The 21,446-nt window shown below is 63.7% G+C and carries 19 protein-coding genes and 1 tRNA gene; 7 read left to right on the forward strand and 13 right to left on the reverse strand.

The window, feature by feature from the left end:
- Nucleotides 1-3: 3 nt before the first annotated feature.
- The 4 genes from sucC to AC5RU3_RS14415 form a co-directional block, all read right to left on the reverse strand.
- Nucleotides 4-1,173, reverse strand: a complete 1,170-nt coding sequence (gene sucC / locus AC5RU3_RS14400; protein ID WP_309070180.1) for an ADP-forming succinate--CoA ligase subunit beta — start codon at nt 1,171-1,173, stop codon at nt 4-6.
- Between the two features lie 149 nt (nt 1,174-1,322).
- Nucleotides 1,323-2,015, reverse strand: a complete 693-nt coding sequence (locus tag AC5RU3_RS14405) for a hypothetical protein (RefSeq protein ID WP_309070179.1) — start codon at nt 2,013-2,015, stop codon at nt 1,323-1,325.
- A 6-nt stretch (nt 2,016-2,021) separates the two neighbouring features.
- Nucleotides 2,022-4,466 (reverse strand): DNA helicase PcrA, encoded by a 2,445-nt coding sequence (pcrA, locus tag AC5RU3_RS14410; protein ID WP_493966001.1) that lies wholly within the window; start codon nt 4,464-4,466, stop codon nt 2,022-2,024.
- A 155-nt stretch (nt 4,467-4,621) separates the two neighbouring features.
- The gene (locus tag AC5RU3_RS14415) at nt 4,622-6,166 is read right to left on the reverse strand and encodes an alanine/glycine:cation symporter family protein (protein WP_309070177.1); all 1,545 of its coding nucleotides are present in this window, start codon (nt 6,164-6,166) and stop codon (nt 4,622-4,624) included.
- Between the two features lie 160 nt (nt 6,167-6,326).
- Between AC5RU3_RS14415 and AC5RU3_RS14420 the strand changes: the two genes are divergently transcribed.
- From AC5RU3_RS14420 to yczE, 6 genes are all read left to right on the forward strand, one after another.
- The gene (locus AC5RU3_RS14420; protein WP_309070176.1) at nt 6,327-6,926 is read left to right on the forward strand and encodes a hypothetical protein; all 600 of its coding nucleotides are present in this window, start codon (nt 6,327-6,329) and stop codon (nt 6,924-6,926) included.
- A 53-nt stretch (nt 6,927-6,979) separates the two neighbouring features.
- Nucleotides 6,980-7,053 (forward strand) — tRNA-Arg (locus AC5RU3_RS14425).
- A gap of 60 nt (nt 7,054-7,113) precedes the next feature.
- A complete protein-coding gene (locus AC5RU3_RS14430) occupies nt 7,114-7,920 on the forward strand; it encodes a hypothetical protein (protein ID WP_309070175.1) in 807 nt (268 codons plus the stop codon).
- On the forward strand, nt 7,917-9,392 hold the full coding sequence (locus tag AC5RU3_RS14435; RefSeq protein ID WP_493966002.1) for a WXG100 family type VII secretion target: 1,476 nt from the start codon (nt 7,917-7,919) through the stop codon (nt 9,390-9,392). Before AC5RU3_RS14430 ends, AC5RU3_RS14435 begins: the two co-directional genes overlap by 4 nt.
- A complete protein-coding gene (locus tag AC5RU3_RS14440; RefSeq protein WP_309070173.1) occupies nt 9,392-9,775 on the forward strand; it encodes a hypothetical protein in 384 nt (127 codons plus the stop codon). Before AC5RU3_RS14435 ends, AC5RU3_RS14440 begins: the two co-directional genes overlap by 1 nt.
- Nucleotides 9,776-9,825: 50 nt before the next feature.
- Nucleotides 9,826-10,467 carry a membrane protein YczE gene (gene yczE, locus AC5RU3_RS14445; protein ID WP_309070172.1) on the forward strand — a complete coding sequence of 214 codons (642 nt, stop codon included), beginning with the start codon at nt 9,826-9,828 and terminating at the stop codon, nt 10,465-10,467.
- Between the two features lie 23 nt (nt 10,468-10,490).
- Here the strand turns inward: yczE and AC5RU3_RS14450 are convergent, their stop codons facing one another.
- From AC5RU3_RS14450 to fdhD, 3 genes are read right to left on the reverse strand one after another with little or no spacing between them, the layout of a single operon-like run.
- The gene (locus AC5RU3_RS14450; RefSeq protein ID WP_493966003.1) at nt 10,491-12,404 is read right to left on the reverse strand and encodes an ABC transporter ATP-binding protein; all 1,914 of its coding nucleotides are present in this window, start codon (nt 12,402-12,404) and stop codon (nt 10,491-10,493) included.
- 29 nt (nt 12,405-12,433) lie between these two features.
- Complete coding sequence (locus tag AC5RU3_RS14455; protein WP_309070170.1) at nt 12,434-13,507, reverse strand: LLM class flavin-dependent oxidoreductase; 1,074 nt, start codon at nt 13,505-13,507, stop codon at nt 12,434-12,436.
- A 29-nt stretch (nt 13,508-13,536) separates the two neighbouring features.
- A complete protein-coding gene (fdhD, locus tag AC5RU3_RS14460; RefSeq protein WP_309070203.1) occupies nt 13,537-14,367 on the reverse strand; it encodes a formate dehydrogenase accessory sulfurtransferase FdhD in 831 nt (276 codons plus the stop codon).
- Between the two features lie 152 nt (nt 14,368-14,519).
- On the opposite strand from fdhD, the gene AC5RU3_RS14465 reads away from it, so the two are divergent.
- Nucleotides 14,520-16,877, forward strand: coding sequence for an FdhF/YdeP family oxidoreductase (locus tag AC5RU3_RS14465; protein ID WP_493966004.1), 2,358 nt, complete (start codon nt 14,520-14,522; stop codon nt 16,875-16,877).
- Between the two features lie 54 nt (nt 16,878-16,931).
- Here the strand turns inward: AC5RU3_RS14465 and AC5RU3_RS14470 are convergent, their stop codons facing one another.
- From AC5RU3_RS14470 to AC5RU3_RS14495, 6 genes are all read right to left on the reverse strand, one after another.
- Nucleotides 16,932-18,185: a molybdopterin molybdotransferase MoeA gene (locus AC5RU3_RS14470; RefSeq protein ID WP_493966005.1), complete on the reverse strand. Its 1,254-nt coding sequence runs from the start codon at nt 18,183-18,185 to the stop codon at nt 16,932-16,934.
- Nucleotides 18,182-18,466 carry a DUF6457 domain-containing protein gene (locus AC5RU3_RS14475; RefSeq protein WP_309070167.1) on the reverse strand — a complete coding sequence of 95 codons (285 nt, stop codon included), beginning with the start codon at nt 18,464-18,466 and terminating at the stop codon, nt 18,182-18,184. Before AC5RU3_RS14475 ends, AC5RU3_RS14470 begins: the two co-directional genes overlap by 4 nt.
- 14 nt (nt 18,467-18,480) lie before the next feature.
- On the reverse strand, nt 18,481-19,098 hold the full coding sequence (gene mobA, locus AC5RU3_RS14480; RefSeq protein ID WP_493966006.1) for a molybdenum cofactor guanylyltransferase: 618 nt from the start codon (nt 19,096-19,098) through the stop codon (nt 18,481-18,483).
- Complete coding sequence (locus tag AC5RU3_RS14485; RefSeq protein WP_493966007.1) at nt 19,095-19,595, reverse strand: HNH endonuclease; 501 nt, start codon at nt 19,593-19,595, stop codon at nt 19,095-19,097. Before AC5RU3_RS14485 ends, mobA begins: the two co-directional genes overlap by 4 nt.
- A gap of 207 nt (nt 19,596-19,802) precedes the next feature.
- Nucleotides 19,803-20,621, reverse strand: a complete 819-nt coding sequence (locus AC5RU3_RS14490; RefSeq protein WP_309070164.1) for an NlpC/P60 family protein — start codon at nt 20,619-20,621, stop codon at nt 19,803-19,805.
- 25 nt (nt 20,622-20,646) lie between these two features.
- Nucleotides 20,647-21,444 carry an NlpC/P60 family protein gene (locus tag AC5RU3_RS14495; RefSeq protein WP_309070163.1) on the reverse strand — a complete coding sequence of 266 codons (798 nt, stop codon included), beginning with the start codon at nt 21,442-21,444 and terminating at the stop codon, nt 20,647-20,649.
- Nucleotides 21,445-21,446 lie beyond the last annotated feature (2 nt).

Raw genomic sequence — 21,446 nt, forward strand, 5'->3', positions numbered from 1 at the left:
CGGTCAGCGAGCGGCGTAAGCCAGCTCGGCAGCCTTGTCGGCGCCTTCGTCCATGGTGTCGGCGAGGGTGACCATCGGGTGGTTGGCCTCGGCGAGGATGCGGCGACCCTCTTCGACGTTGTTGCCGTCCAGGCGCACCACGAGGGGCTTGTTTTCCTTGTCGCCAAGGATCTCCAGCGCCTTCACGATGCCGTTGGCCACCGCGTCACAGGCGGTGATGCCACCGAAGACGTTCACGAAGACGCTCTTGACCTGCTCGTCGTTGAGGATGACGTCCAGGCCTGCGGCCATGACCTCGGCAGAGGCTCCACCACCGATGTCGAGGAAGTTCGCGGGCTTCACGTTGCCGTGCTTCTCGCCTGCGTAGGCAACGACGTCGAGCGTGGACATGACGAGCCCAGCGCCGTTGCCGATGATGCCGACCTGACCGTCAAGCTTGACGTAGTTGAGGTCGTTTTCCTTGGCCTTGGCCTCCAGTGGATCCGTGGAGTCCTTGTCCTCGAGCTCGGCGTGGCCCTTCTGGCGGAAGTCAGCGTTCTCATCGAGGGTGACCTTGCCGTCCAGCGCGAGGATTTCACCGGCACCGGTCTTCACCAGCGGGTTCACCTCGACCAGGGTGGCGTCTTCCTTGGTGAAGACGTCCCACAGCTTCAGGATGGTGTTGGCTACGCCCTCACGGAGCTCCGGCGCGAATCCGGCGGCTTCGATGATCTCGTCGGCCTTCGCGCGATCGATACCGACGGCGGGATCGACGGCGATACGTGCCAGCGCTTCGGGACGCTCAACTGCGAGCTGCTCGATTTCCATGCCGCCCTCTACGGAGCACATGGCCAGGTAGTTGCGGTTCGCCCGGTCCAGCAGCACGGAGAAGTAGTACTCCTCAGCGATGTCTGCGCCCTGGGCGATCATCACCTTGTGGACTGTGTGGCCCTTGATATCCATGCCGAGGATTGCGGACGCGTGCTCGAAAGCTTCGTCCGGCGTCTTGGCTACTTTGACGCCGCCGGCCTTACCGCGGCCGCCAACCTTGACCTGCGCCTTGACGACGACAACGCCGCCAATCTTCTCGGCTGCTGCTTTTGCTTCTTCCGGGGTGTGCGCCACGATGCCGGCAAGCACGGGGACGCCGTGAGCCTCGAATAGATCGCGCGCCTGATATTCAAACAGGTCCACTTATCTAGTGTCCTTCTACGTCGAAGTAGGTTTACACAGGGAACTCTAGCCCCTTGGCTCGGAACGCCTTTCCCAGACTACCGGTTTCGTGAGTAAGCACACAGTTCTATGAGTTGTAGAAAAGTAACCTCGTCGGTTACCGTCACGGCCTACTGTGCAGGGAGCGCTTCGAACGCATCGACCGAGGCCACGAAGCCCAGTCCGGTCTCCGATTCGGCGCATACGAGGCCGCGGTCAGTGCCTCCACACCGGAAGCCATTCAATTCGACGGCTGTACCGTCCTCAAGGAGCGGCAGCCGCGAAAGCTGGCTGTCCCCGCCGTCCGCGCCGGGACCGAGTTCAGCTTCCATCAGGGTCATTCCCACCCGGCAGCCGCCGTAGGAGACCCGCTCAGCTGTAAGCAGGATCGTGCCGCCCTTGAACCCCAGGTTGGTGCCGTGACAGTTGTCCGTGACTTTTGCGGGTTCGGGATAACGCGTGAGTTCGCAGTACACGGCCGGCACTTCTAGCACCGTGTCATCACGCTCTCCGCCTGACAGCCGCGGGTCCACCGGGGAGTTGATGATACCGCCCTGCTCGGTGGTGATCGCGCAGTAGGTGGTGCGGTCTTCGGTCAGGAATGCGACGACGTCCTCGCCGAAGTTCTGCAACTCAGACACGGGCAGTTCCGGCATGGCCGCCAGTTCCTCCCGCGGTGCGAGTTCCGATTCCGGGGTTGGCGCCGGGCTGGCTACCGGCACTTCTACACAGCCGGCCAGCGCCGCCATGATGAACAGCGCACAACCGACGACGACGGCCCGCATCCGCGCGCGCTTCAGCACTCCCCCAGTGGCTGGCTGCATTCCCCGTTACCCGACCTTGGTCAATGGAGCGTAACGGAGCAGGAGCCGCTTCTCTCCAACGTCGAAGCGGACCTTTGCCACCATTTTGTCGCCGCCGCCCTCGACAGCCAGGACAGTGCCGTTGCCGAACGTGGAGTGGTTGACCTTGTCTCCCGCCGAAACAGCAACCACCTCTTTCTGGGGCTGCACCCTGCCGGCCGCCTTGCCTGGAAGTCCACGCCCGGACTCGTTGCCGCCCGCTGCTCCCGCACCCCAGTAGGAGCCGCTGAACCGCGGACCACTGATGCTCTGTCCACTGGTCCATGCCGGTTTCGCGGCGCCCTCGCGCTTCCAGTGGATGAGCTCTTCAGGAACTTCTCCCACGAACTGGCTCACCGGGTTGTACTGGCTCTGCCCCCACAGGCTCCGCACCTCCGAACGCGTGATGTACAGCCGCTTGCGTGCTCGAGTGAGACCGACGTAGGCCAAACGCCGTTCTTCCGCGAGCTCCTTCGGGTCGGTGGCGGACCGCTGATGCGGGAAGATGCCCTGTTCCATGCCGGTCAAAAAGACCACCGGAAACTCGAGGCCCTTGGCTGTGTGCAGCGTCATCAGGGTGACGACGCCCTGCCTGCGTGCTTCCTCGACGGCCTTTTCCACGTCCTCGCCGGCACCGGCGGGCGCGTCCGGGATCTGGTCAGCGTCAGCGACGAGTGAGACCTGTTCGAGGAAGTCCCCCAGAGTTCCCTCCGGGTTGTCGATCTCATACTCGCGCACCACCGCGACGAGCTCCGCGAGGTTTTCCACCCGGGACTCGTCCTGCGGATCACTACTGGTGCGCAACTGTGCGAGGTAACCCGTCTGCTCAAGGACAGCTTCCAGGGCAGCGGAAGCACCTGAACCGGCCGCGACCTCTGCCAGGTCGTCAATGAGCTTTACGAACGACGCCACTGCGTTCACCGACCGGGTGGCCATACCGGGCGCCTCATCGGCCCGCCGGAGCGCGTCCATGAAGCTGACGCGGTCACGTTCGGCGAGCGCCGCGATAGCGTACTCCGCCCTGTCACCGATTCCGCGCTTGGGTTCGTTGAGGATACGGCGGAGGTTGACGACGTCGTCCTGGTTGACCAGGACGCGCAGGTAGGCGAGCGCGTCCTTGATCTCCTTGCGCTCGTAGAAGCGGGTTCCGCCGACCACCTTGTACGGCAGCCCGACCCGCATCAGGATTTCCTCGATCGAGCGGGACTGGGCATTGGTCCGGTAGAACACTGCGACGTCCCCGGGCCGCAGGTTTTCCTCATCCTGCAGGCGGTCGATCTCGTCAGCGATGAAGCGCGCTTCCTCGTGCTCGTTTTCGCCGACGTAGCCGATGATTTTCTCGCCGTTGCCCTCGGCAGTCCACAGCCGTTTCTCGGGCCGGTTCGGGTTGCGCGAAATCACGGCGTTGGCAGCGTTGAGGATGTTCTGGGTGGAGCGGTAGTTCTGCTCCAGCAGAATGGTGTGCGCGTTCGGGTAGTCCTCCTCGAACTCCACGATGTTCCGCACGTCGGCGCCGCGGAACGCGTAGATGGACTGGTCGGAGTCACCCACGACGGTCAGCTCGGCGGGTTCCTCCACGTTCTCACCTGCGACACCTACGATCTCCCGCACCAGGGCGTACTGCGCATGGTTGGTGTCCTGGTACTCATCCACGAGGACGTGGCGGAACCGGCGCCGGTAGTAGTCCGCGACACCGGGGAAGGCGCGGAACATGAAGACGGTCTGTGCGATCAGGTCATCGAAGTCCATTGCGTTGGCCTGACGGAGCCGTTGCGCATACCCCTTGTAGACTTCCGCGACCGCCTGCTCAAAGGGGTCGGAGAAGTTGGCGGTCGAGGCGTACTCTTCCTCGTCGATGAGCTCATTCTTCAGCGCGGAGATCTTGTGCTGGATAGCCTTGGGCGCAAACCGCTTCGGATCGAGGTCGAGGCCCTTGGCCACGAGCGTGATCAGGCGGAGGGTGTCCGCTGAGTCGTAGATCGAGAAGTTGGAGTTCAGGCCGATGGACGTTGCCTCACGGCGAAGGATACGCACGCAGGAGGAGTGAAACGTGGAGATCCACATGCGCTTTGCGACATCACCCACCAACCCCTCAATGCGCTCCCGCATCTCTGCAGCAGCCTTGTTGGTGAACGTGATGGCCAGGATCTGGCCGGCGTGCGACCGGCCGGTAGCCATGAGGTAGGCGATGCGATGGCTGAGCACGCGGGTTTTGCCAGAGCCCGCTCCGGCCACGATCAGCAGCGGAGAGCCGCTGTGCCTGACTGCTTCCTCCTGCTGCGGGTTCAACCCGGCAAGGAGTTCCTGTGCGCGCACTTCATCGACGAAGCCGCCACGACGGGGGTGCTCGGCCACATCCGATGAGGACGAGGGCGCAGAGCCGCGTCGGGCTGCGGAGGGTGTACTGAGGTGCGGATCGAAAAGCAAGTCCATGGTGCCTTTAAGTCTAGGCGCTGGCACGGACAGAACCGGTCCGCCGTCGTCGTGCGGGGTTATGCCTGCAGCGGGCAGGAGCGGATAAGGGGCCCGGACACGGCACTGCCCACCGGATCGAAGGATCCGGCGGGCAGTGTGCGAACGGGTCGGAACTACTTTCTGGCGGTTTCCCGATCCTCCGGCTCCGTCCCCAGTTCGAGGAGCTTGCCGCTTTTGCGGTCGGCGAGGTAAGCCTTCATTTCCCGCTTGATCACCGGCAGGAGCATGTAGACACCGAGCAGGTTCACGAACGCGCAGATGAAGAGTGCGGAGTCCGCGAACGTCAGGACCTGCCCGAAGGTGAGGACCGTTCCTGTCACCGTGAAGAACAGGAAGATCACCTTGTAGAGGACCTCCGACATCTTGCCGCGTCCGAACAGGTACTCCCAGGCCTTGAGCCCGTAGTAGGACCAGGTGATCAGCGTAGAGAAGGCGAACAGCGCCACAGCAACGGCGAGGACGATGGGGAACCAGTCGATCACGGTAGCGAAGGCATCCGAGGTCAGGATGACGCCGTCGGGGGCTCCTTCGCCTGCCTGGACCTGATCGATGCCTGCCTGCAGACTTGGCGCGCCGGCAATGACGATCGTCAGGGCGGTCATGGTGCAGATGATCACCGTATCGACCAGGGGCTCGAACATCGCCACGAAGCCCTCGCTGACGGGCCGACGGGTCTTCACCGCGGAATGCGCGATCGGCGCCGAACCGAGGCCCGCTTCGTTCGAGAAAGCTGCGCGTTGGAAGCCAACGATCATGACACCTACAACGCCGCCCGCCATTCCTGCCGGCGCGAAGGCGCCTTCGATGATTTGACCGAACGCAGTTGGAACCTGGTCGAGATTCACAATGATGACAAACAGGCATGCAGTGACGTAGATGATGCCCATGGCCGGCACCAGCTTGCTGGTGGTGGCACCGATGGACTTGATTCCACCGAGGATGACGGCGCCAACCAGTGCGGCCAGGATGATGCCGAAGATCAATGCGGCGCCCGGGCTTCCGAGGAATCCGTCCGTACCGCCGGTGACTTCCTGCACCTGGGCGAACGTCTGGTTCGCCTGGAACATGTTGCCGCCCGCAATGCCGAAGATAAGGATGGCAACCGCGAAGATTCCGGTGAGGATTTTCGCCGGCCACTTGCCGAATTTCGCGAACGCCACCGGAAGGTATTTGAAGGGGCCGCCGGAGACGGTGCCGTCCTCGTGCACCTCCCGGTACTTCACACCCAGGGTGCACTCTGCGAACTTGGTGCACATACCCAAGAGACCCGCCAGGATCATCCAGAAGGTTGCACCGGGCCCGCCCAGCGCCATTGCTGCGCCGACACCGGCGATGTTTCCAAGCCCGACTGTGCCCGACAAGGCCGAAGTGAGAGCCTGGAAGTGGGGGACTTCCCCGGGATCGTCCTTGGCGGAGTAGCGCCCACGAATCACCTCGTAGGAGACCTTCAATCCCCGAAACTGGATGAAACCGAAGTAGATGGTAAAGATGACGGCCGCAGCGATGAGCCACGCGACCACGACGGGGAAACTGACTTCTCCAATGGTGATCGGGAAGAACACGACTGCGGAGAACCACGTAGCGACAGGTTCGAAAACGGCGTCAATGGCGTCCTCGATGGCTGCAAGCCATCCCACCTGATCTGCGACGGAAGACATGGGGAGTGTTTGGTTTATGACCATCCGTTAAACAAACACCGCTTTGGGTTGTGATTGCAATCACAGGCCGGGGCTCGCGGTCATCGTAATCAAAACGAGACCAAAAACGCACTAGATTTTCCGGAGCTGTTGCTGCAAGGTAACCGTCTAGCATGGAGCCATGGGCAAAACCAAGGCACAGATCGCTCGCAAGCACGGCCGGGCAGCCGCCGGGCTACCGGGCTCCCCCATCGCTGACCGTCCCGCCCCTCCCCGCCATAACGGCAATCTCATCCTCATCCCTGCGGTGGCGGCGGCACTGTTCCTGTTCTGGTACTTCCACTTGCTCACGTTGTCCCAGATGACCCAGCTGTCAGGCGGCCTCAGTATGCCGGACATGCTCCTCGGCGGTTACGACGTGCAGTACATCGAGCAGCTCAGGTCCGCCATGGACACCGCAGCGCTGGGCCAGTTGAGCTACGTTCACAAAACCGCCGGCACGCTCTTCCCGCTACTCTTCGGATTGGCCTGGCTTCTGCTGGTTCAGCTCAACGTTTCACGGCGATGGCTCCGCTGGGTACTGTGGAGCCCGGTTCTCCTCTTTGTCGTGGTTGATCTGTGGGAGAACGTCGCAATCGATTCGGCCCTGGCTGCGCCCGACGCCGGTTCGGTCGCCCTCGCGTCCACACTGACAGTCACTCGGTGGGTGCTTTTTGCAGCAAGCTGCGCAGCCGGCCTGCTCGCTGTGCTGCTCCCCCACCGGGTGCGTTCACGCACCTGAGAAGACTGTAAGCTGGTACCGCTCACAACACCGTTCGGCACTGTGCAGTACCCGCCTCTGTAGCTCAGTAGGATAGAGCGTCCCTCTCCTAAAGGGAAGGCCGTCGGTTCGATTCCGGCCAGGGGCACAATCCACATGGGTACACCTCCCCATGGCACCGTCCCTCGCACTGCATTAGCTTGTCAGCATGGGGAAAATCTCGGCAGTACCTGCGCCCTCGCGCGCAATCAGAGTCTCACCGACCGCCTGGGCGCTCGCCCTCGACGCTGTCGATCCGGTACAGGTTACCGCTCATGGGTCCACCCACCAGTCGGCTGGTTCACAGGCGAAAAAGTCGATCAAGAACCTCGACGCAGAAACACGCGAAGATGCCTGGAAAGAGCTGCAGGGCCTGGGCGTAGCGGAAGGCAAGGTCCTCTCCAGGGTGTGGGCCGACGCACTGCAAGCGGTGCTTCGGCCGGTCACGCTTCTGCGGTTGTCCGCCGCCTATCTGGGCATCGCCTGCAACAGCGATTTCTCCATCTCGGGCGCCCAGGGTGTGGCGGTGCTGCGTAGGAGCACCATCGGTCCAGGCAACGACGGCGGCCTTCGCGCACTCGCGCACGAGCCCGCACTTGAGGTTGCGCTCTTCGACGTTGCCCAGATCTGGGGAGCGATTGCGCCGGTTCTCCCGCCTCTTGCCGAGTTGCGGGCGGACGCGGTTCAGGTCCGAGGCACCTCAGATGACGCCCCCCGGATACCACTGAGCCCGGCCGAAGCCGCCAACATCCCGGAAGAAGCTATTCTCAGCGCGGCCATGACTACGCGCGCGGGGAGCAGACGGCAGGTGTGGGCGGCCCGGTGGTCGGTCAGCGAGGGTACGCTCTACTCCACGCGGACGCCCCATGGCGCCGTCATACTCACCCCGCAGCATCCCGGTCACGTGGCTCGCGAGATCACGTACGCCCTGGCCGGCGCTTACGAGTTCGCCGCTGGAGTGTCGGCGAGCGCATGAGCCAGACGATCGGCATGGATCCGTCCCAGGTCCGGCAGCTGGCTCGCTTCCTGGAGAATGCTGCGGGAGATCTTGAACTCCTTGGAGTGCAGGTATCCGGGAGAATCTCGTCGATCCCATGGCAAGGTTCGGATGCTGACTCGTTCCGCTCCGGTTGGTCGGCCCGGCATCGTCCGACGCTGACCCGGATTGCGGACTCACTGCGCCAGGCCGCTCTTGTTGCAGCTGAAAATGCCGATGCCCAGGATCAGACCAGTGACGCGGCGTCAGCCGGCTCCGTGGCCGCGGCTGCGGAGGGCTCGGCGCCCGGCAGCGCTGATACCCGACCCGAGAATACCGCCGGCGGCTGGCTGGCCGACGGCTGGGACTGGGTTACCGATGGAGCCGGTTGGGTTGCTGAGACGTCTGACGATACCGTGGACTGGTTCCAGGACCGCGCGGAGTTGGGCTTCGGGAACATCCAGCGGTCCTTCATGGATTACGGCGAGCAATCGGCGCACCTGGTGTCTTTGCTCGATCAATGGGTGGGTGGTAGCCCACCGACGCTGATGGAACTCGCTGCCACCGGCATGCTGATCCGCGGGGAATGGACGGAAGCGAAACTGACCGTCCTGACGCTGGGCCAGTGGGACCTGCCCCTTCTCGACGATGGCAGCGCGTGGGCTGGGGAAGCGATCCCCGTAGGTGTGTCAACGAGCGGCACAGGCCTGTCCGCTTCCGGGCATGCTGAAGGGGTGCTGCCCTCCGACCTGCGAGCGATAGCGATGAATACCGGGCAGGCGTACTCGGATCGCCAGGTGGAATCGAGCGTCGACGGATCGGTCAGGATCACGCGCATCGACGGACCGTCCGGCCCGTCCTACATCGTGAACATACCGGGCACCCAGGAGTGGAGTCCGGCGACTTCCGGCACCGCGGCAGATCTGACAGGCAACCTGGTCACAGCTTCCGGACAGATGTCGACGGCGTCAGACGCAGTCGCCCTGGCCATGGAGCGGGCAGGCATAGAACCCGGTGCGCCGGTCATGTTGACGGGTCACTCCCAGGGCGGGATGACGGCAGCCGCCCTGGCCGCTGACCCTGCTTTCAGTGCACAGTTCAACGTCACGAATGTTATGGCCTATGGCTCTCCCATAGACGGCACGGCCATACCCGCGGAAATCCGTGTCATTGCTTTTCACCACGAAGATGATGTTGTCCCGATGCTGGATCTGGGTGGGGCACGCATCGATGGTACTACCGCGGGCCAATCATCCAGTGTCCAGATAACACTCCCAAATCCCCCGAACACCGGATGGTGGGACGTCGCGGGCCGACACGACTTCAACGCCTACGAAGCTTCCATATCGGACGCTGAAAACGATCCCGGGAGTGCGGCAGCGCAGTACGCTCGGGACCGGTCTACCGAACGGTTTCTGACGAACGATCCCACGCGCGTAGAGTCCTTCGTGATCCCGATCGAGAGGCGCTAGTGAAGAGATTCACCCGCAGTGGTGCGGCGGTGCTGCTGTGTCTGATGCTGTCCGGATGCGGCCCGTCCAATCCCGAAGAGAAGTACCGGGAGGCCATCGCGACGGTCGACGGCGTGCAGGATGTCGTCGTGGATTGGAACGAGAACGGTACGGGCAGCAGTACCCGTATTACGATCTCGGCCGACAGCAATGATCAGGCCGAGCTCGACCGGATACTTGACGAGAGCTTGCGTGCCTTCGCTGACAGTACAGAGCCCGGGGAGTACACCACTTTGAGCTATCAGGTTCTTTCCCAGGACCAGTCCGTCACTCTCACGCCCGACGATCTGGGCGCCAACATGCGAGGCCTGGACGAGATCCGCGAGCACTACGGCCTGGAGTAGCTCCGCGCAGCCGTTTGCTTCAGCGCGCCCTCGGGCCGTTCACTTGTTGCATGTCCCTTCTCTTCGTGCGCCGCATCGCGCAACTGATTGTGGGTGTCTTCTTCTACGGCATCTCTATTGCGATGATGGTTCGCGCCGGCATTGGTGTCTCTCCCTGGGACGTACTGGGGCAGGGAGTTTCGGTACAGAGCGGCATCCCGTTCGGCATCACGACGGCTCTCATCGGGCTCGCTGTACTGCTGCTCTGGATACCGATCCGTCAGAAGCCGGGCGTGGGAACGGTCATCAACGCCGTGTTTGTGGGTGCCAGCGCTGAGATCGGCCTTGCCTTCATACCGGAGCAGACCGTCCTGTGGCTGCAGATCCTGCTCTTCTCCGGCGGTTTGGTGCTGCTTGCGGTAGCGACGGGCCTGTACATCGGCGCACGCATGGGGCCCGGTCCGCGTGACGGACTGATGACCGGGATCCACCAGAAGTGGGGCTGGCCCATCTGGGCTGTTCGTACCTCCATCGAGGTGACGGTGCTGGTGACCGGCTGGATCCTTGGCGGAACCGTTGGAGTCGGCACAGTGGCTTTTGCGCTGCTCATCGGTCCTATGGTTAACGTGACCCTGCCCCTCCTGCGCGTTCCCGAGAAGCCGAGGGACGTACGGCTCGAAGGAGACGCTCCGACGACCTGCACGGCAGGCTGACCGCCGTTCCCCACAAGGGCTGGTCAGGCGCTAGGAGCAGTGAGTGCTTCAGCAGGCTCATCCGGCGCAACACTCTTCTGCACGGCGAACTGCGTGCGATGCAACTCGGCGTAGCGGCCTGACTTTTCAAGCAGCTCATCGTGAGTGCCCTGCTCCGCGATGCGTCCGTCCTCGATGACCAGGATCTGATCCGCGCTTCGAATGGTCGACAGCCGGTGGGCGATGACCAGAGCGGTGCGTCCTTCGAGTGCCTCGGTAAGTGCTGCCTGCACGGCCGCTTCCGACGTCGAATCCAATGCCGCGGTGGCTTCATCCAGAATCACGACGCGCGGCTGGGCCAGGAGGAGCCTCGCGATGGTCATGCGCTGCCGCTCCCCGCCGGACAACCGGTACCCGCGCTCGCCGACCATCGTGTCCAGTTGATCCGGTAGAGACCGGATCAATGGTTCCAGGCGCGCGCGGCGGACTGCGTGCCAGAGCTCCTCGTCCGTGGCGTCGGGGCGCGCCAGACGAAGGTTGGAAGCGATCGTCTCGTGGAAGAGGTGTCCGTCCTGAGTCACCATTCCAAGCGTGTGGCGCAGCGACTCGAAGGTAACGTCACGGACGTCCTTTCCGCCGATCCGCACCGCGCCCTCGTCAACGTCGTAAAGCCTGGCCAGGAGTTGCGCGATGGTGGATTTGCCCGCACCCGAAGTACCCACCAGTGCTACGGTCTGCCCGGGCCCTATCCGGAAGCTGATGCCGTGGAGCACTTCCTCACCGCCACGGGTATCCAGCACCGCAACCTCCTCGAGGGAGGCCAGCGAGACGCGCTCTGCCGACGGATAACCGAAGCGAACCCTGTCGAACTCAACCGCAACCGGTCCGTCCGGGATAGTTCCGGCGTCGGGCTTCTCCTTTATGAGGGGATCAAGGTCCAGGACCTCGAAGACCCGCTCGAAACTCACCAGCGCGCTCATGATTTCCACGCGGGCGTTGGCCAGGGAGGTCAACGGCGCGTACAGGCGGGTGAGCAGCAGCGCCAGCGTGACCACCTCGCCGGTGTCCAGCACGCCGCCGAGGGCCAGGGAACCACCGAGCCCATACACCAGGGCCAGGGCAAGGGCGGAAACGAGCATCAGGGCGGAGAAGAACACGAACTGCAGCATCGCGGTCCGCACGCCGATGTCCCGCACTCTTGCCGCCCTGACGCGGAACTCCTCTGACTCCTCGTCCGGCCGCCCGAACAGCTTCACCAGCGTGGCCCCGGGAGCCGAGAACCGCTCCGTCATCTGTGTGCTCATGGTGGAGTTGTAGTCGGCGGCCTCCCGGCGGAGAGCCGCCAGCCTGCTGCCCATCCTGCGCGCGGGCAACAGGAAGATGGGCAGCATGATGATCGCCAGTACGGTCACCAGCACCGAGGTGCTCAACATGACGATCAGGGTAAGAATCAACGCGACCAGGTTGCTGACGACGCCGGACAGCGTGCCGCTGAAGGCCTGTTGGGCGCCGATCACGTCATTGTTGAGCCGGCTGACCAGGGCCCCCGTGCGGGTTCGGGTGAAGAATGCAATCGGCATCTTCTGGACGTGATCAAAAACCGCAGTGCGCAGATCGAGAATGACTCCCTCACCGATCCGGGCGGAATACCAGCGGGTCAGTAGTCCGACGCCGGTGTCGGCGACAGCGACGATCGCAATGACGATAGCGAGCCACACGATGGTGCTGACGGCGGCCTCGGCGATGATGGCGTTCACTACCTGCCCAGCCAGGACAGGCGTGGCCACCGCCAGAAACGCCGACACCACGGATAGCGCGATGAAGAGCACCAGCTTGAACCGATACGGCACGGCGAAGGACAGGATCCGCTTGAGCGTCTCCTTCGAGAATTTGTTGCTGCCGTTCTTGGCGGAGGAGATCCGGTAAAGGGAACTCCAGGCCGCGCCTTCCATGCTCATGGTTCGTCTCCCGGTAGTGGACTTCAAGCTTAGGTCCCGCTGCGGACAGTTTCGGTCCGCGGAGCCCCATCGTGCTGGTGCTGCCCGCCGAGAGCTTCCCTGACCAGAGGAAGGACCTCGGTACCCAGGAGTTCGATTGACTCCAGAACCTGTTCCTGCGGAACCGATGAGAAGTCGAGCTGGAGGATATGCCGGTCATGTCCCATTGCTGCATGTGTCAGGACGATCTTCTCCGCCACTTCCTCGGGTGTGCCGACATAGAGCGCACCGGTGCGGGCTGCCTGCATGTTGTAGGTGACTCCGCTGGGCTTCGGGAAGCCGCGCTCGGCGGAAATGCGCGTCATGCTGTCGAGCCAGTAAGGCTTGAAGGTCTCCTTCGCCCCGTTCCGGAGGACCAGCCCGACGCCGCTCACGCCCACCCGTGGAATCCCGCCGGACGCGCCGTCGAACTCTTCGCGGTAGAGCGCAGCGTGCTGCGCGAAGTTGTTCACTGCACCGCCCAAGAGGGCGTAGATCACCGGCTTCCCCAGCCGTGCGGCCCGGACCGACGACGACGGCGTACCGCCGGTAGCGATCCAGATGTCCAGATGTTCGCGGCTTGGCCGGGGCAGGATCAGGGCGTCCTGCAGCGGAGGCCGGAACTGCCCGGACCAGGTAATCCGATCTGCGGCATCGATGCGCAGGAGAAGATCGATCTTCTCCTCGTAGAGAGCGTCGTAATCCTCCAGCGCTGCCCCGAACAGGGGGTAGGACTCGATGAAGGATCCCCTCCCCGCTGTGAGCTCTGCACGTCCGCCTGACAGCAGATCCAGGGTTGCGAACTGCTGGAACACGCGCACCGGGTCCTCGGTGCTGAGCACTGTCACGGCCGAGCCCACATGAATGTTCCGCGTCTGGGCCGCAGCGGCGGCCAGCACAGGCACCACCGACGACACGGCATAATCCGGTCGGTGGTGCTCGCCGATACCGAAGTAGGAGAGGCCAACCTCGTCCGCAAGTCGCGCCCGCTCCAGCAAGTCGGCCATCCGCTGTTCCGGCGAAACCCGTTCGCCTGTCACGGGGTTGGGGTGAATGTCGCCGAAGCTGAAGATGCCGAGTTCCATACTGGTGTGCAACTCCGCCCGGGGTACCGCTATTCCGCGCTGATGCGCCGCGGATGCGTGTAGCAGTTCAACGTTTGCCCGCGGCTGAAACCGACGAGGGTGATGCCTGATTCTTCCGCAAGGTCGGCAGCCAACGACGAGGGCGCACTCACCGCTGCGAGCATCGGTATTCCAGCGAGGTGGGCTTTCTGCACCAGTTCGAACGAAGCACGCCCAGAGACCTGCAGGATTGTTCCGCGGAGGGGCAGCTTTCCTTCCCTCAGCGCCCAACCGACAACCTTGTCCACAGCGTTGTGGCGTCCTACGTCCTCCCGAAGGCAGAGCAGTTCTCCGTCGCGGGAAAATAAACCGGCTGCGTGTACGCCCCCCGTACGGTCGAAGAGCTTCTGCTCGTTCCGAAGCAGGTCCGGCAGGGAGGCGAGAACCGCGAGGTCAACCGCGCCGTCGTCATCGTGCACGTCGAAGCGGGCAGATTTCCGCACCGCATCGATCGAGGCGGTCCCACAGATTCCGCACGAACTGGACGTGTAGACATGCCGCTCCATGCCGGTATCCGGTAGGGCGACATCCGGCCGGAGCTGCGCCTCGACGACATTGAAGGTCTGCCGACCATCTTCGTCAACGCCGGCACAATAGCGGAGCGCGAGGATCTCCCCGGGTTCGGCAACCACACCTTCTGAAACCAGGAACCCTGCCACGAGGTCGAAGTCATCACCGGGGGTGCGCATGGTGACGCTGAAGGCACTTCCGCCGAGCCGAATCTCGAGCGGCTCCTCCCCTGCAAGCCGGTCTTCCCTCTGGGTCGCCGGGCCGTCCAGCCTGTAACGCGTGATGCGGCGCCGGTTCAATACTCTCGTCATCATTTATCTCCCGCCTGAGCCTGGATTGAGCCTAGTTGACACTGCGGCGGTCGGGTACCGGCCGTTCGGGTGTCTTTGGGGACCTCTGCAGTGGACAATAGGGGCAGGTAGGAACACTCAGTGCTGAGAAGCCACCAGGAAGGATGCCCCCGATGACACGATCCAACCCTCCCGTCGAGGAAGCTGACGAGAACAACCTTGAGTTGGACAAGCCCAAGGACTGGGCAGCCGGTTTGCCCGGGGTCTATCACTCGATGCAGCCCGCGCTCAAGCACATGGGGATTGAACGCAGCGCACGTACCCTGCTCAGGATGAACCAGAAGCAGGGTTTCGACTGTATGAGCTGCGCCTGGCCGGACCCGTCGGACCACCGCAGCACCTTCGAATACTGCGAGAACGGCGCCAAGGCGGTGACCTGGGAAGCCACACCGGTGACCGTGTCGTCGGAGTTCTGGGCGGAGCATTCAGTGACTGAGCTGCGCGGACGTTCCGAATACTGGCTTGGCATGCAGGGGCGGCTCACCGAACCCGTGTACAAAGCCGCCGGTGACGATCACTACCGGCCCATCACCTGGGACAGGGCCATCAGCATCGTCGCGGACAAACTGAAGAGCCTCGATTCACCCGACGAGGCAGCTTTCTATACGAGCGGCCGCGCCTCGAACGAGGCCGCGTTCATCTACCAGCTCTTCATCCGCGGGCTAGGCACCAACAACCTGCCTGACTGCTCCAATATGTGTCACGAATCTTCCGGCGTCGCTATGGGACAAACGATCGGTATCGGCAAAGCGACGGTGGCCTACAACGACTATCTCAACTCTGACCTGATGATCGTGATCGGCCAGAACCCCGGGACCAACCACCCGCGCATGCTCAGCGCCATGGAGAAGCAGAAAGAGAACGGCGGGAGCATTGTCGCTGTCAATCCCCTGCCCGAGGCCGGACTGCGACGCTTCAAGAACCCGCAGAAGCCCAAAGGTGTTGTAGGCCGCGGAACCGATCTGGCCGACCAGTTCCTGCAGATCCGCGCGGGCGGGGACATGGCTCTCCTCCAGGCGCTCTCGAAGCGCGTGCTCGATGCCGAAGACCGGAATCCCGGAACTGTGCTGGATCACGAGTTCCTTGCGGAGTACTGCGAAGGTCTGGACGAACTGCGCGCGCACCTGGCCCATCTGGATGAGCAGACGGTGCTGGAGGCCACAGGCCTGCGCTCGGAGGAGATCGACGAACTCGCGGAGCGCTACATCAGGTCAGAGAAGACCATCATCACCTGGGCGATGGGCGTGACCCAGCAGAAGAACGGCGTCGGCACGATCAAGGAGATGATCAACCTGCTCCTTCTCCGCGGCAACATCGGGCGGCCTGGTGCGGGTGCGTCACCGATCCGTGGGCACTCGAACGTCCAGGGTGACCGTACGATGGGAATCTGGGAACAGATGCCGCCGTCGTTCCTCGACGCGCTGGGCAAGGAGTTCTCCTTCGAACCTCCGCGCGAGCACGGAGTGGACGCGGTGGCCGCAGTGAGGGGAATGCGCGACGGCGAAATCAAGTTCTTCCTCGCACTCGGCGGGAACTTCGTCGCCGCCATGTCCGACACCGCTGCCACAGAAGCAGCAATGCAGAATCTCGAGATGAATGTGCAGGTCTCGACGAAACTGAACCGGTCGCACACCGTCGTCGGGCAGGAAGCATTGATTCTTCCGACGCTTGGCCGTACCGAGATTGACCGCCAGGCAACCGGGCCCCAGTTCGTCTCCGTTGAGGACACCGTGAGCGCGGTTCACTCCTCCGAGGGCAGGGTTGAACCGGTGGCGCCGGGACTGCTGTCCGAGATCGCAATTGTCAGCAGGTTGGCGCGCGCCACCCTTGGTGACCGCATTGCGGCCGACTGGCAGGGATTCGAGGATGATTACGACCGCATTCGCGACCATATCGCCCACGTCGTGCCCGGCTGTGAAAACTACAACCGCCGTATCCGTGAGAAGGACGGCTTCCTGCTGGCGAACGGTCCCCGCGATGCCCGGAAGTTCAGCACCCCCAGCGGCAAGGCGTTGCTCACAGTCAATGAATTGGACCCCATGCAATGCCCGCCCGGCCGGCTCATTCTGCAGACCATGCGTTCGCACGACCAGTTCAACACCACGATCTACGGTTACAACGACCGGTATCGCGGCATCAAAAAGGGCCGGCACGTGGTCTTCGTCAACCCGGAGGACCTTGCTGACCTGGGCTTCAAGGACGGTGACCTGGTCGACGTTCATGGCGAGTATGCGGACGGCAAGGATCGCGTCCTGCGGAAGTTCCGCGCCGTGTCCTACCCCACCGCCCGCGGGTGCGCTGCCGCGTACTACCCGGAGGGGAACGTCCTGGTGCCGCTCGACGACACGGTCAAGGGCAGCAACACCCCTGTCTCCAAAGGCGTCATCGTCCGGTTGGAACCGGCAGCAGACGGCCCTGCGGGAGGTACGGGCGAGGAGAACAAGCAGCAGGACATGCCGGCAACCGTCTGAACGGGAGAAGACGGTCCGAACGGGGCGAACAGGCGTGGGACCGGGTGAGCGGTATCAGCTGAACCAGGGCAGCTGCAGCGCCACGACCTTCTCGTCCGGCTCGCACCCCTGCTCCGGCACCACCAGCACGCCGTCGGCGTCGGCGAGTCCGCGCAGCATGCCCGATCGGTGATGAACGGTGGGCATGGCCCGTCCAGTCTGATAGCGATAGGGCACCAGGCGCGTCCGTCCGGGCAGCGCGTCGAACGACTCTCCGGCCAGAACCGAGCGCGATTCCGGAAAGTCTGCTCCACGCAGGCCTGCCAGCAACGGCGCCCCTACCGTGAACAGCGCCATCATTGCAGCCAACGGATTACCGGGCAGGCCGACGAAGAACCGCCCGTCAGGCAGGCGCGCCAAAAGAGTAGGGTGCCCCGGCCGCATAGCGATGCCATCGATGATGAGTTCCGCTTCAAGCACGGTCAGCGCTCGGCGGATGTGGTCGGCGTCGGATGCGCCGGTGCCGCCGGTGCTGATTAATACGTCGCCGGACGATCGCGCCAGCGACACCTCGTCCATGGCTTCGGCGCTGATGGCCGCCACGACGTCGTCGAGATCATCCCGTGCCCGGCCCACGGTGTCCACGTGGCCGCCCAGCATAGTGATAAGACCGGGTAGCTGGGGGCCGAAGGTGTCCCGGACCTGTCCGGGTTCCGGCAGGCCTGCTTCGATAACCTCGTCACCGGTCAGCAGCAATGAGACGCGCGGTGCGCGCAGAACGGGCAGGGTGTCATAACCGCATACCGCGGCGAGCGCGATCTGCGCCGGATTCAGGACCGATCCCGCGGCGATAGTCTCTGTTCCTTGCGCCGCTTCCTCGCCGGCGGGTCGGATGTGTTCGTTCTCGCGTGGCTCGTCCGGGCGTGCCCGCTCGTTGCGGTTCAACACGCCGTCGCGGATGGCCCCGTGCTCGGTGCGGAGGATACCCGTAGCCCCGGGCGGGACAACACCGCCGGTGAGGATGAAGGTTGCCTGACCCGGCTCCAGGGTGGCGTATCCCGATTTCTTGTGTTCGTGCGCCCGGTGCCACGGGCTCTCATCCACCGGGACGGGCGTCACGAGCGTCCAGGGCGGCTCCCCTGAGAGCGCCCAACCGTCCATGGCGGACGACGCATAGTGCGGTATGGGCTGCAGTGCGACGGCGGGCTCCGCCAGCGTCTGGCCTAGCGCATCCGCCAGTTTGACGGTCTGCACGGGTTTGGGTGTAGCTGACTCATATGCCAGCCTTCGGGCGTCCTCCCACGTGACCTCGTGTCCCGAACCGCTCATCGGCGGTCCTCCGCCGCAGTTACCGGCGGGCAGGCAGATGCGGCTGCCTGCAGAGCGGACCGCATGGCCGTTACGCTGTCCGCCTGGCCGATCCCAACTGCCATCCCTGCGGCATATCCGGCGATGAACGTGGTCAGCGGTGCAGCGGGGCGAACCACGGAGTGCGCCGCCTTCCCTGCCAGGGCGAGGACTGCGTCGACATCTACCTCAATGTCCTCAAGTTCGAACATCTCCAGCAACGTCTCGCTCCACTGCCTGAGCAGGCGATCCCGATCCTCCATGGTGAACCCTCTCGCTATTTACCCGCATCCGGCGCCTCCGCCCTGAAGTTTCGGGCATCGGACCACGTATCGATATCAATGGTTGAGCCCGCGGGAACGTCAACTGGACTCCATGTCACCCTAGCAAGGAGGGCACGCATGGACAGGTTTCTTACTTCCTCCTGATCAACCGCCGTCGCAAGGTCCGCCCACCGATACAATGCGGCAAGCGGTTGGTCCCTCCCGCCGTCGTGCGCCAGTACGGACGCATTTGTAGCGAGCGCGCCCGCGATGAGCGCTGGCAGCGCCTCGTTGATCCGGGGCATGTCGCAGGCGAGCACAAGCATCCAGGGCGCCGGATCGTGGCTCAAATGTACGACGGCGGCGCTCACGGCCGCGGCCGGCCCGCCAAACGGCGGTTCCTCACGGATCAGCTCCACCCGCGCCGGCATCTCGGGTGCCCGATCACCGACGACGACAAGCCGCCTCGCCGCACGGGCTGCTTCGCAGGTGTGGGCAAGCAGCGTCGAGCCGCTGATTCTCAAGGACGCCTTCGGTACCCCGCCTAGACGGGAAGACCTGCCCCCGGCCAGCACCACGGCGTCGAACGACAGCTCTTCGGTAGCCGGACCCTCGGTAGCGGGCCCGTTCACGCGGCGTTGTCTGCCGGCAAGAATTCGCTCCACTGCGGCGAGGGCTTCTCCAGCTCCCGGATCTGCCACGACGTGCCGCGGGGCGGCCTGGGAACTATGCGAAGGGACCAGCCGAGCGCGGAAAGCGTCTTGTCGCCCTTTGCGTTGTTACAGCGAAGGCAGCAGGCCACAAGATTCTCCCAACTGTCCTCTCCACCGCGGGAACGCGGCACCACGTGATCTATGGTTGAGGCGGCCTTGCCACAGTATGCGCACAGGTGATTGTCACGGCGCAGCACTCCGCGACGCGTCGCGACGGAACTGCTGCGGTATGGGATTTTCACGTACCGGTTGAGCAGAATGACTGACGGTCGCGACAAGACTTCGTTGGGGCCGACAACCGGGTCTTCACCTTCTGCCACGACGCTCGCTTTACCGGTGAGGACAAGGACGAGTGCCCGGCGGAAGGTCACCACCGCCAGTGGTTCGTATCCAGCATTCAGAACGAGAGTGCGCATGCACATTCCTCTTTGCCGTCCATAGCTGCAGGATCAGAGGAACTCCTGGCGCCCTGCGAGGCTACAGCGAAGGTACTTCGGATTAACAGTGCAAGAGTAAGCCGTTGCTACAAGGATTCGTCAATCGCCACTCTGTGCCGGCGGAGGAAAACGATAGGGCCCCCTGCCGTGCGGCAAGAGACCCTATAAACGTTTGCTGACCAGCAATCAGCCGCCGACGCGGATGTAAACTCCACCCGATCCGAGCTCGGCCGGGGCGATGACCGTCTGGTTTCCGTTGAAGCCACCGTGAACTGCCTGGCCTCCACCGATGTAAACGGCAATGTGAGCTGCGCCCATGCCGCCGTCTGCGTAGTAGATCAGATCGCCGGGGATCGCTTCAGCGGCGCTGACCGTGCGGCCAAGGGAGAGGTAGCCGGCCGGCCAGCCGTGGAAGTTGATCCCAGCGGCAGCGAGAGCGTTGCTGGCAAGGCGTGTGCAGTCCTGGGTCACACCGAGCTGAGCCTTGGCGGCAGCAGCGATGGTGGCGGCCACGCCGGACGATACCTCGGGTGCTGCGGGGGCGGGCTTCTCGGCGACAGCTGGCTGCGCAGCAACAGTGGCCGTTGCTTCCACTGCGACTGCAGGCGCGGCTTGAACTGCGGCCTCAACAACCGGAACCTCAACCGGAGCGGCTTCAACGGTCTCCGCCTGCGGCTCTACAACAGGCGCTGCCACTGTAGGAGCTGCCACAGCCTTCACGGCGGTCTTGTTGAACGAGATCTCAGCGTCAGCCGGCGCCTGGACCGGAGCCTTGACGGCCTCGACCTCAAGCGCGGTGGTGACGGTGTTGCGTTCCGACGGAAGTTCGACCGCGTTTGCGGCGACACCGCTGGTCAGAACGAGACCGGAAGCTGCCGCAATGACGGCTGCCTGGCGTCCCACTCCCCCAGCGTTGTCGCTGACGGCGCGTGCGATGGATGAGAGGTGGGCGGAACGCTGTACTTCGGCGCGGTGGCGCGCGATGGCACGGGTATTCGAGGTCATGTGTGTGTGCTCCAGGTAACTGGTTCTAGCTAACGCGGACGAAGCTGTAGCCGGAGAGGTCGGAAAGGCTGTGAAGGCCGGTGTTCATACCGTTCAGGCCACCGCTGATGACCTGGCCGTTGCCGACGTAGATGGCAACGTGACCGCCCGAGACCACGAGGTCACCGGGTGCGGGAGTGGATACTACGGAGCCGAAAGCGAAGAAGTCGCTCGGTGCGATATCTCCGACGGACTTGCCGATGGAGCGAAGAGCCTTTTCAACCATGGCGGTGCAATCCTGCGCAACGCCGATCTGGGAGTAAGCGGATCCGACGAGTGCTGCACCGACCCCGCTGGATGTAGGCGCTTCGACAGGGACTGGAGCCTTCACTGCGGCGGCCTCGACCTTGACCTCGGGCTGGGCGACGGCTGCAACCTCTACGGTCTCAACCTCCACTGCGGCCGGAGCGGGTGCTGCTTCGACGACCTCTGCCTGCGCAGCTTCGACCGGAGCAGCCTCAACGGGAGCAACTTCGATCTCGGGAGCAGCGACGGCTTCGACGGCTGCGCGCTCGAATGAAACTGCTGCATCCGCGGATGCGCTGACGGCGGTTGGCTGAGCGACTGCGCTGAGGGTTCCGACGGCCTGGGCTGAACGCTGGGCGTCAGATGCGCCGTGAGCGGGAAGACCGGCGGTGAGTACGAGGCCGGAAGCGGCGACGATAACTGCTGCCTGGCGTCCTACGGAACCTGCGTTAGAAGAAACAGCCTTCGAAATGGCTGCGAGCGAGTTTGTATGAGCCGGCACCGCACGGTGGCGGCCCAGCGCAGAGCTGTTTGACACGT

The organism is Arthrobacter sp. MDB1-55, assembly GCF_059092925.1.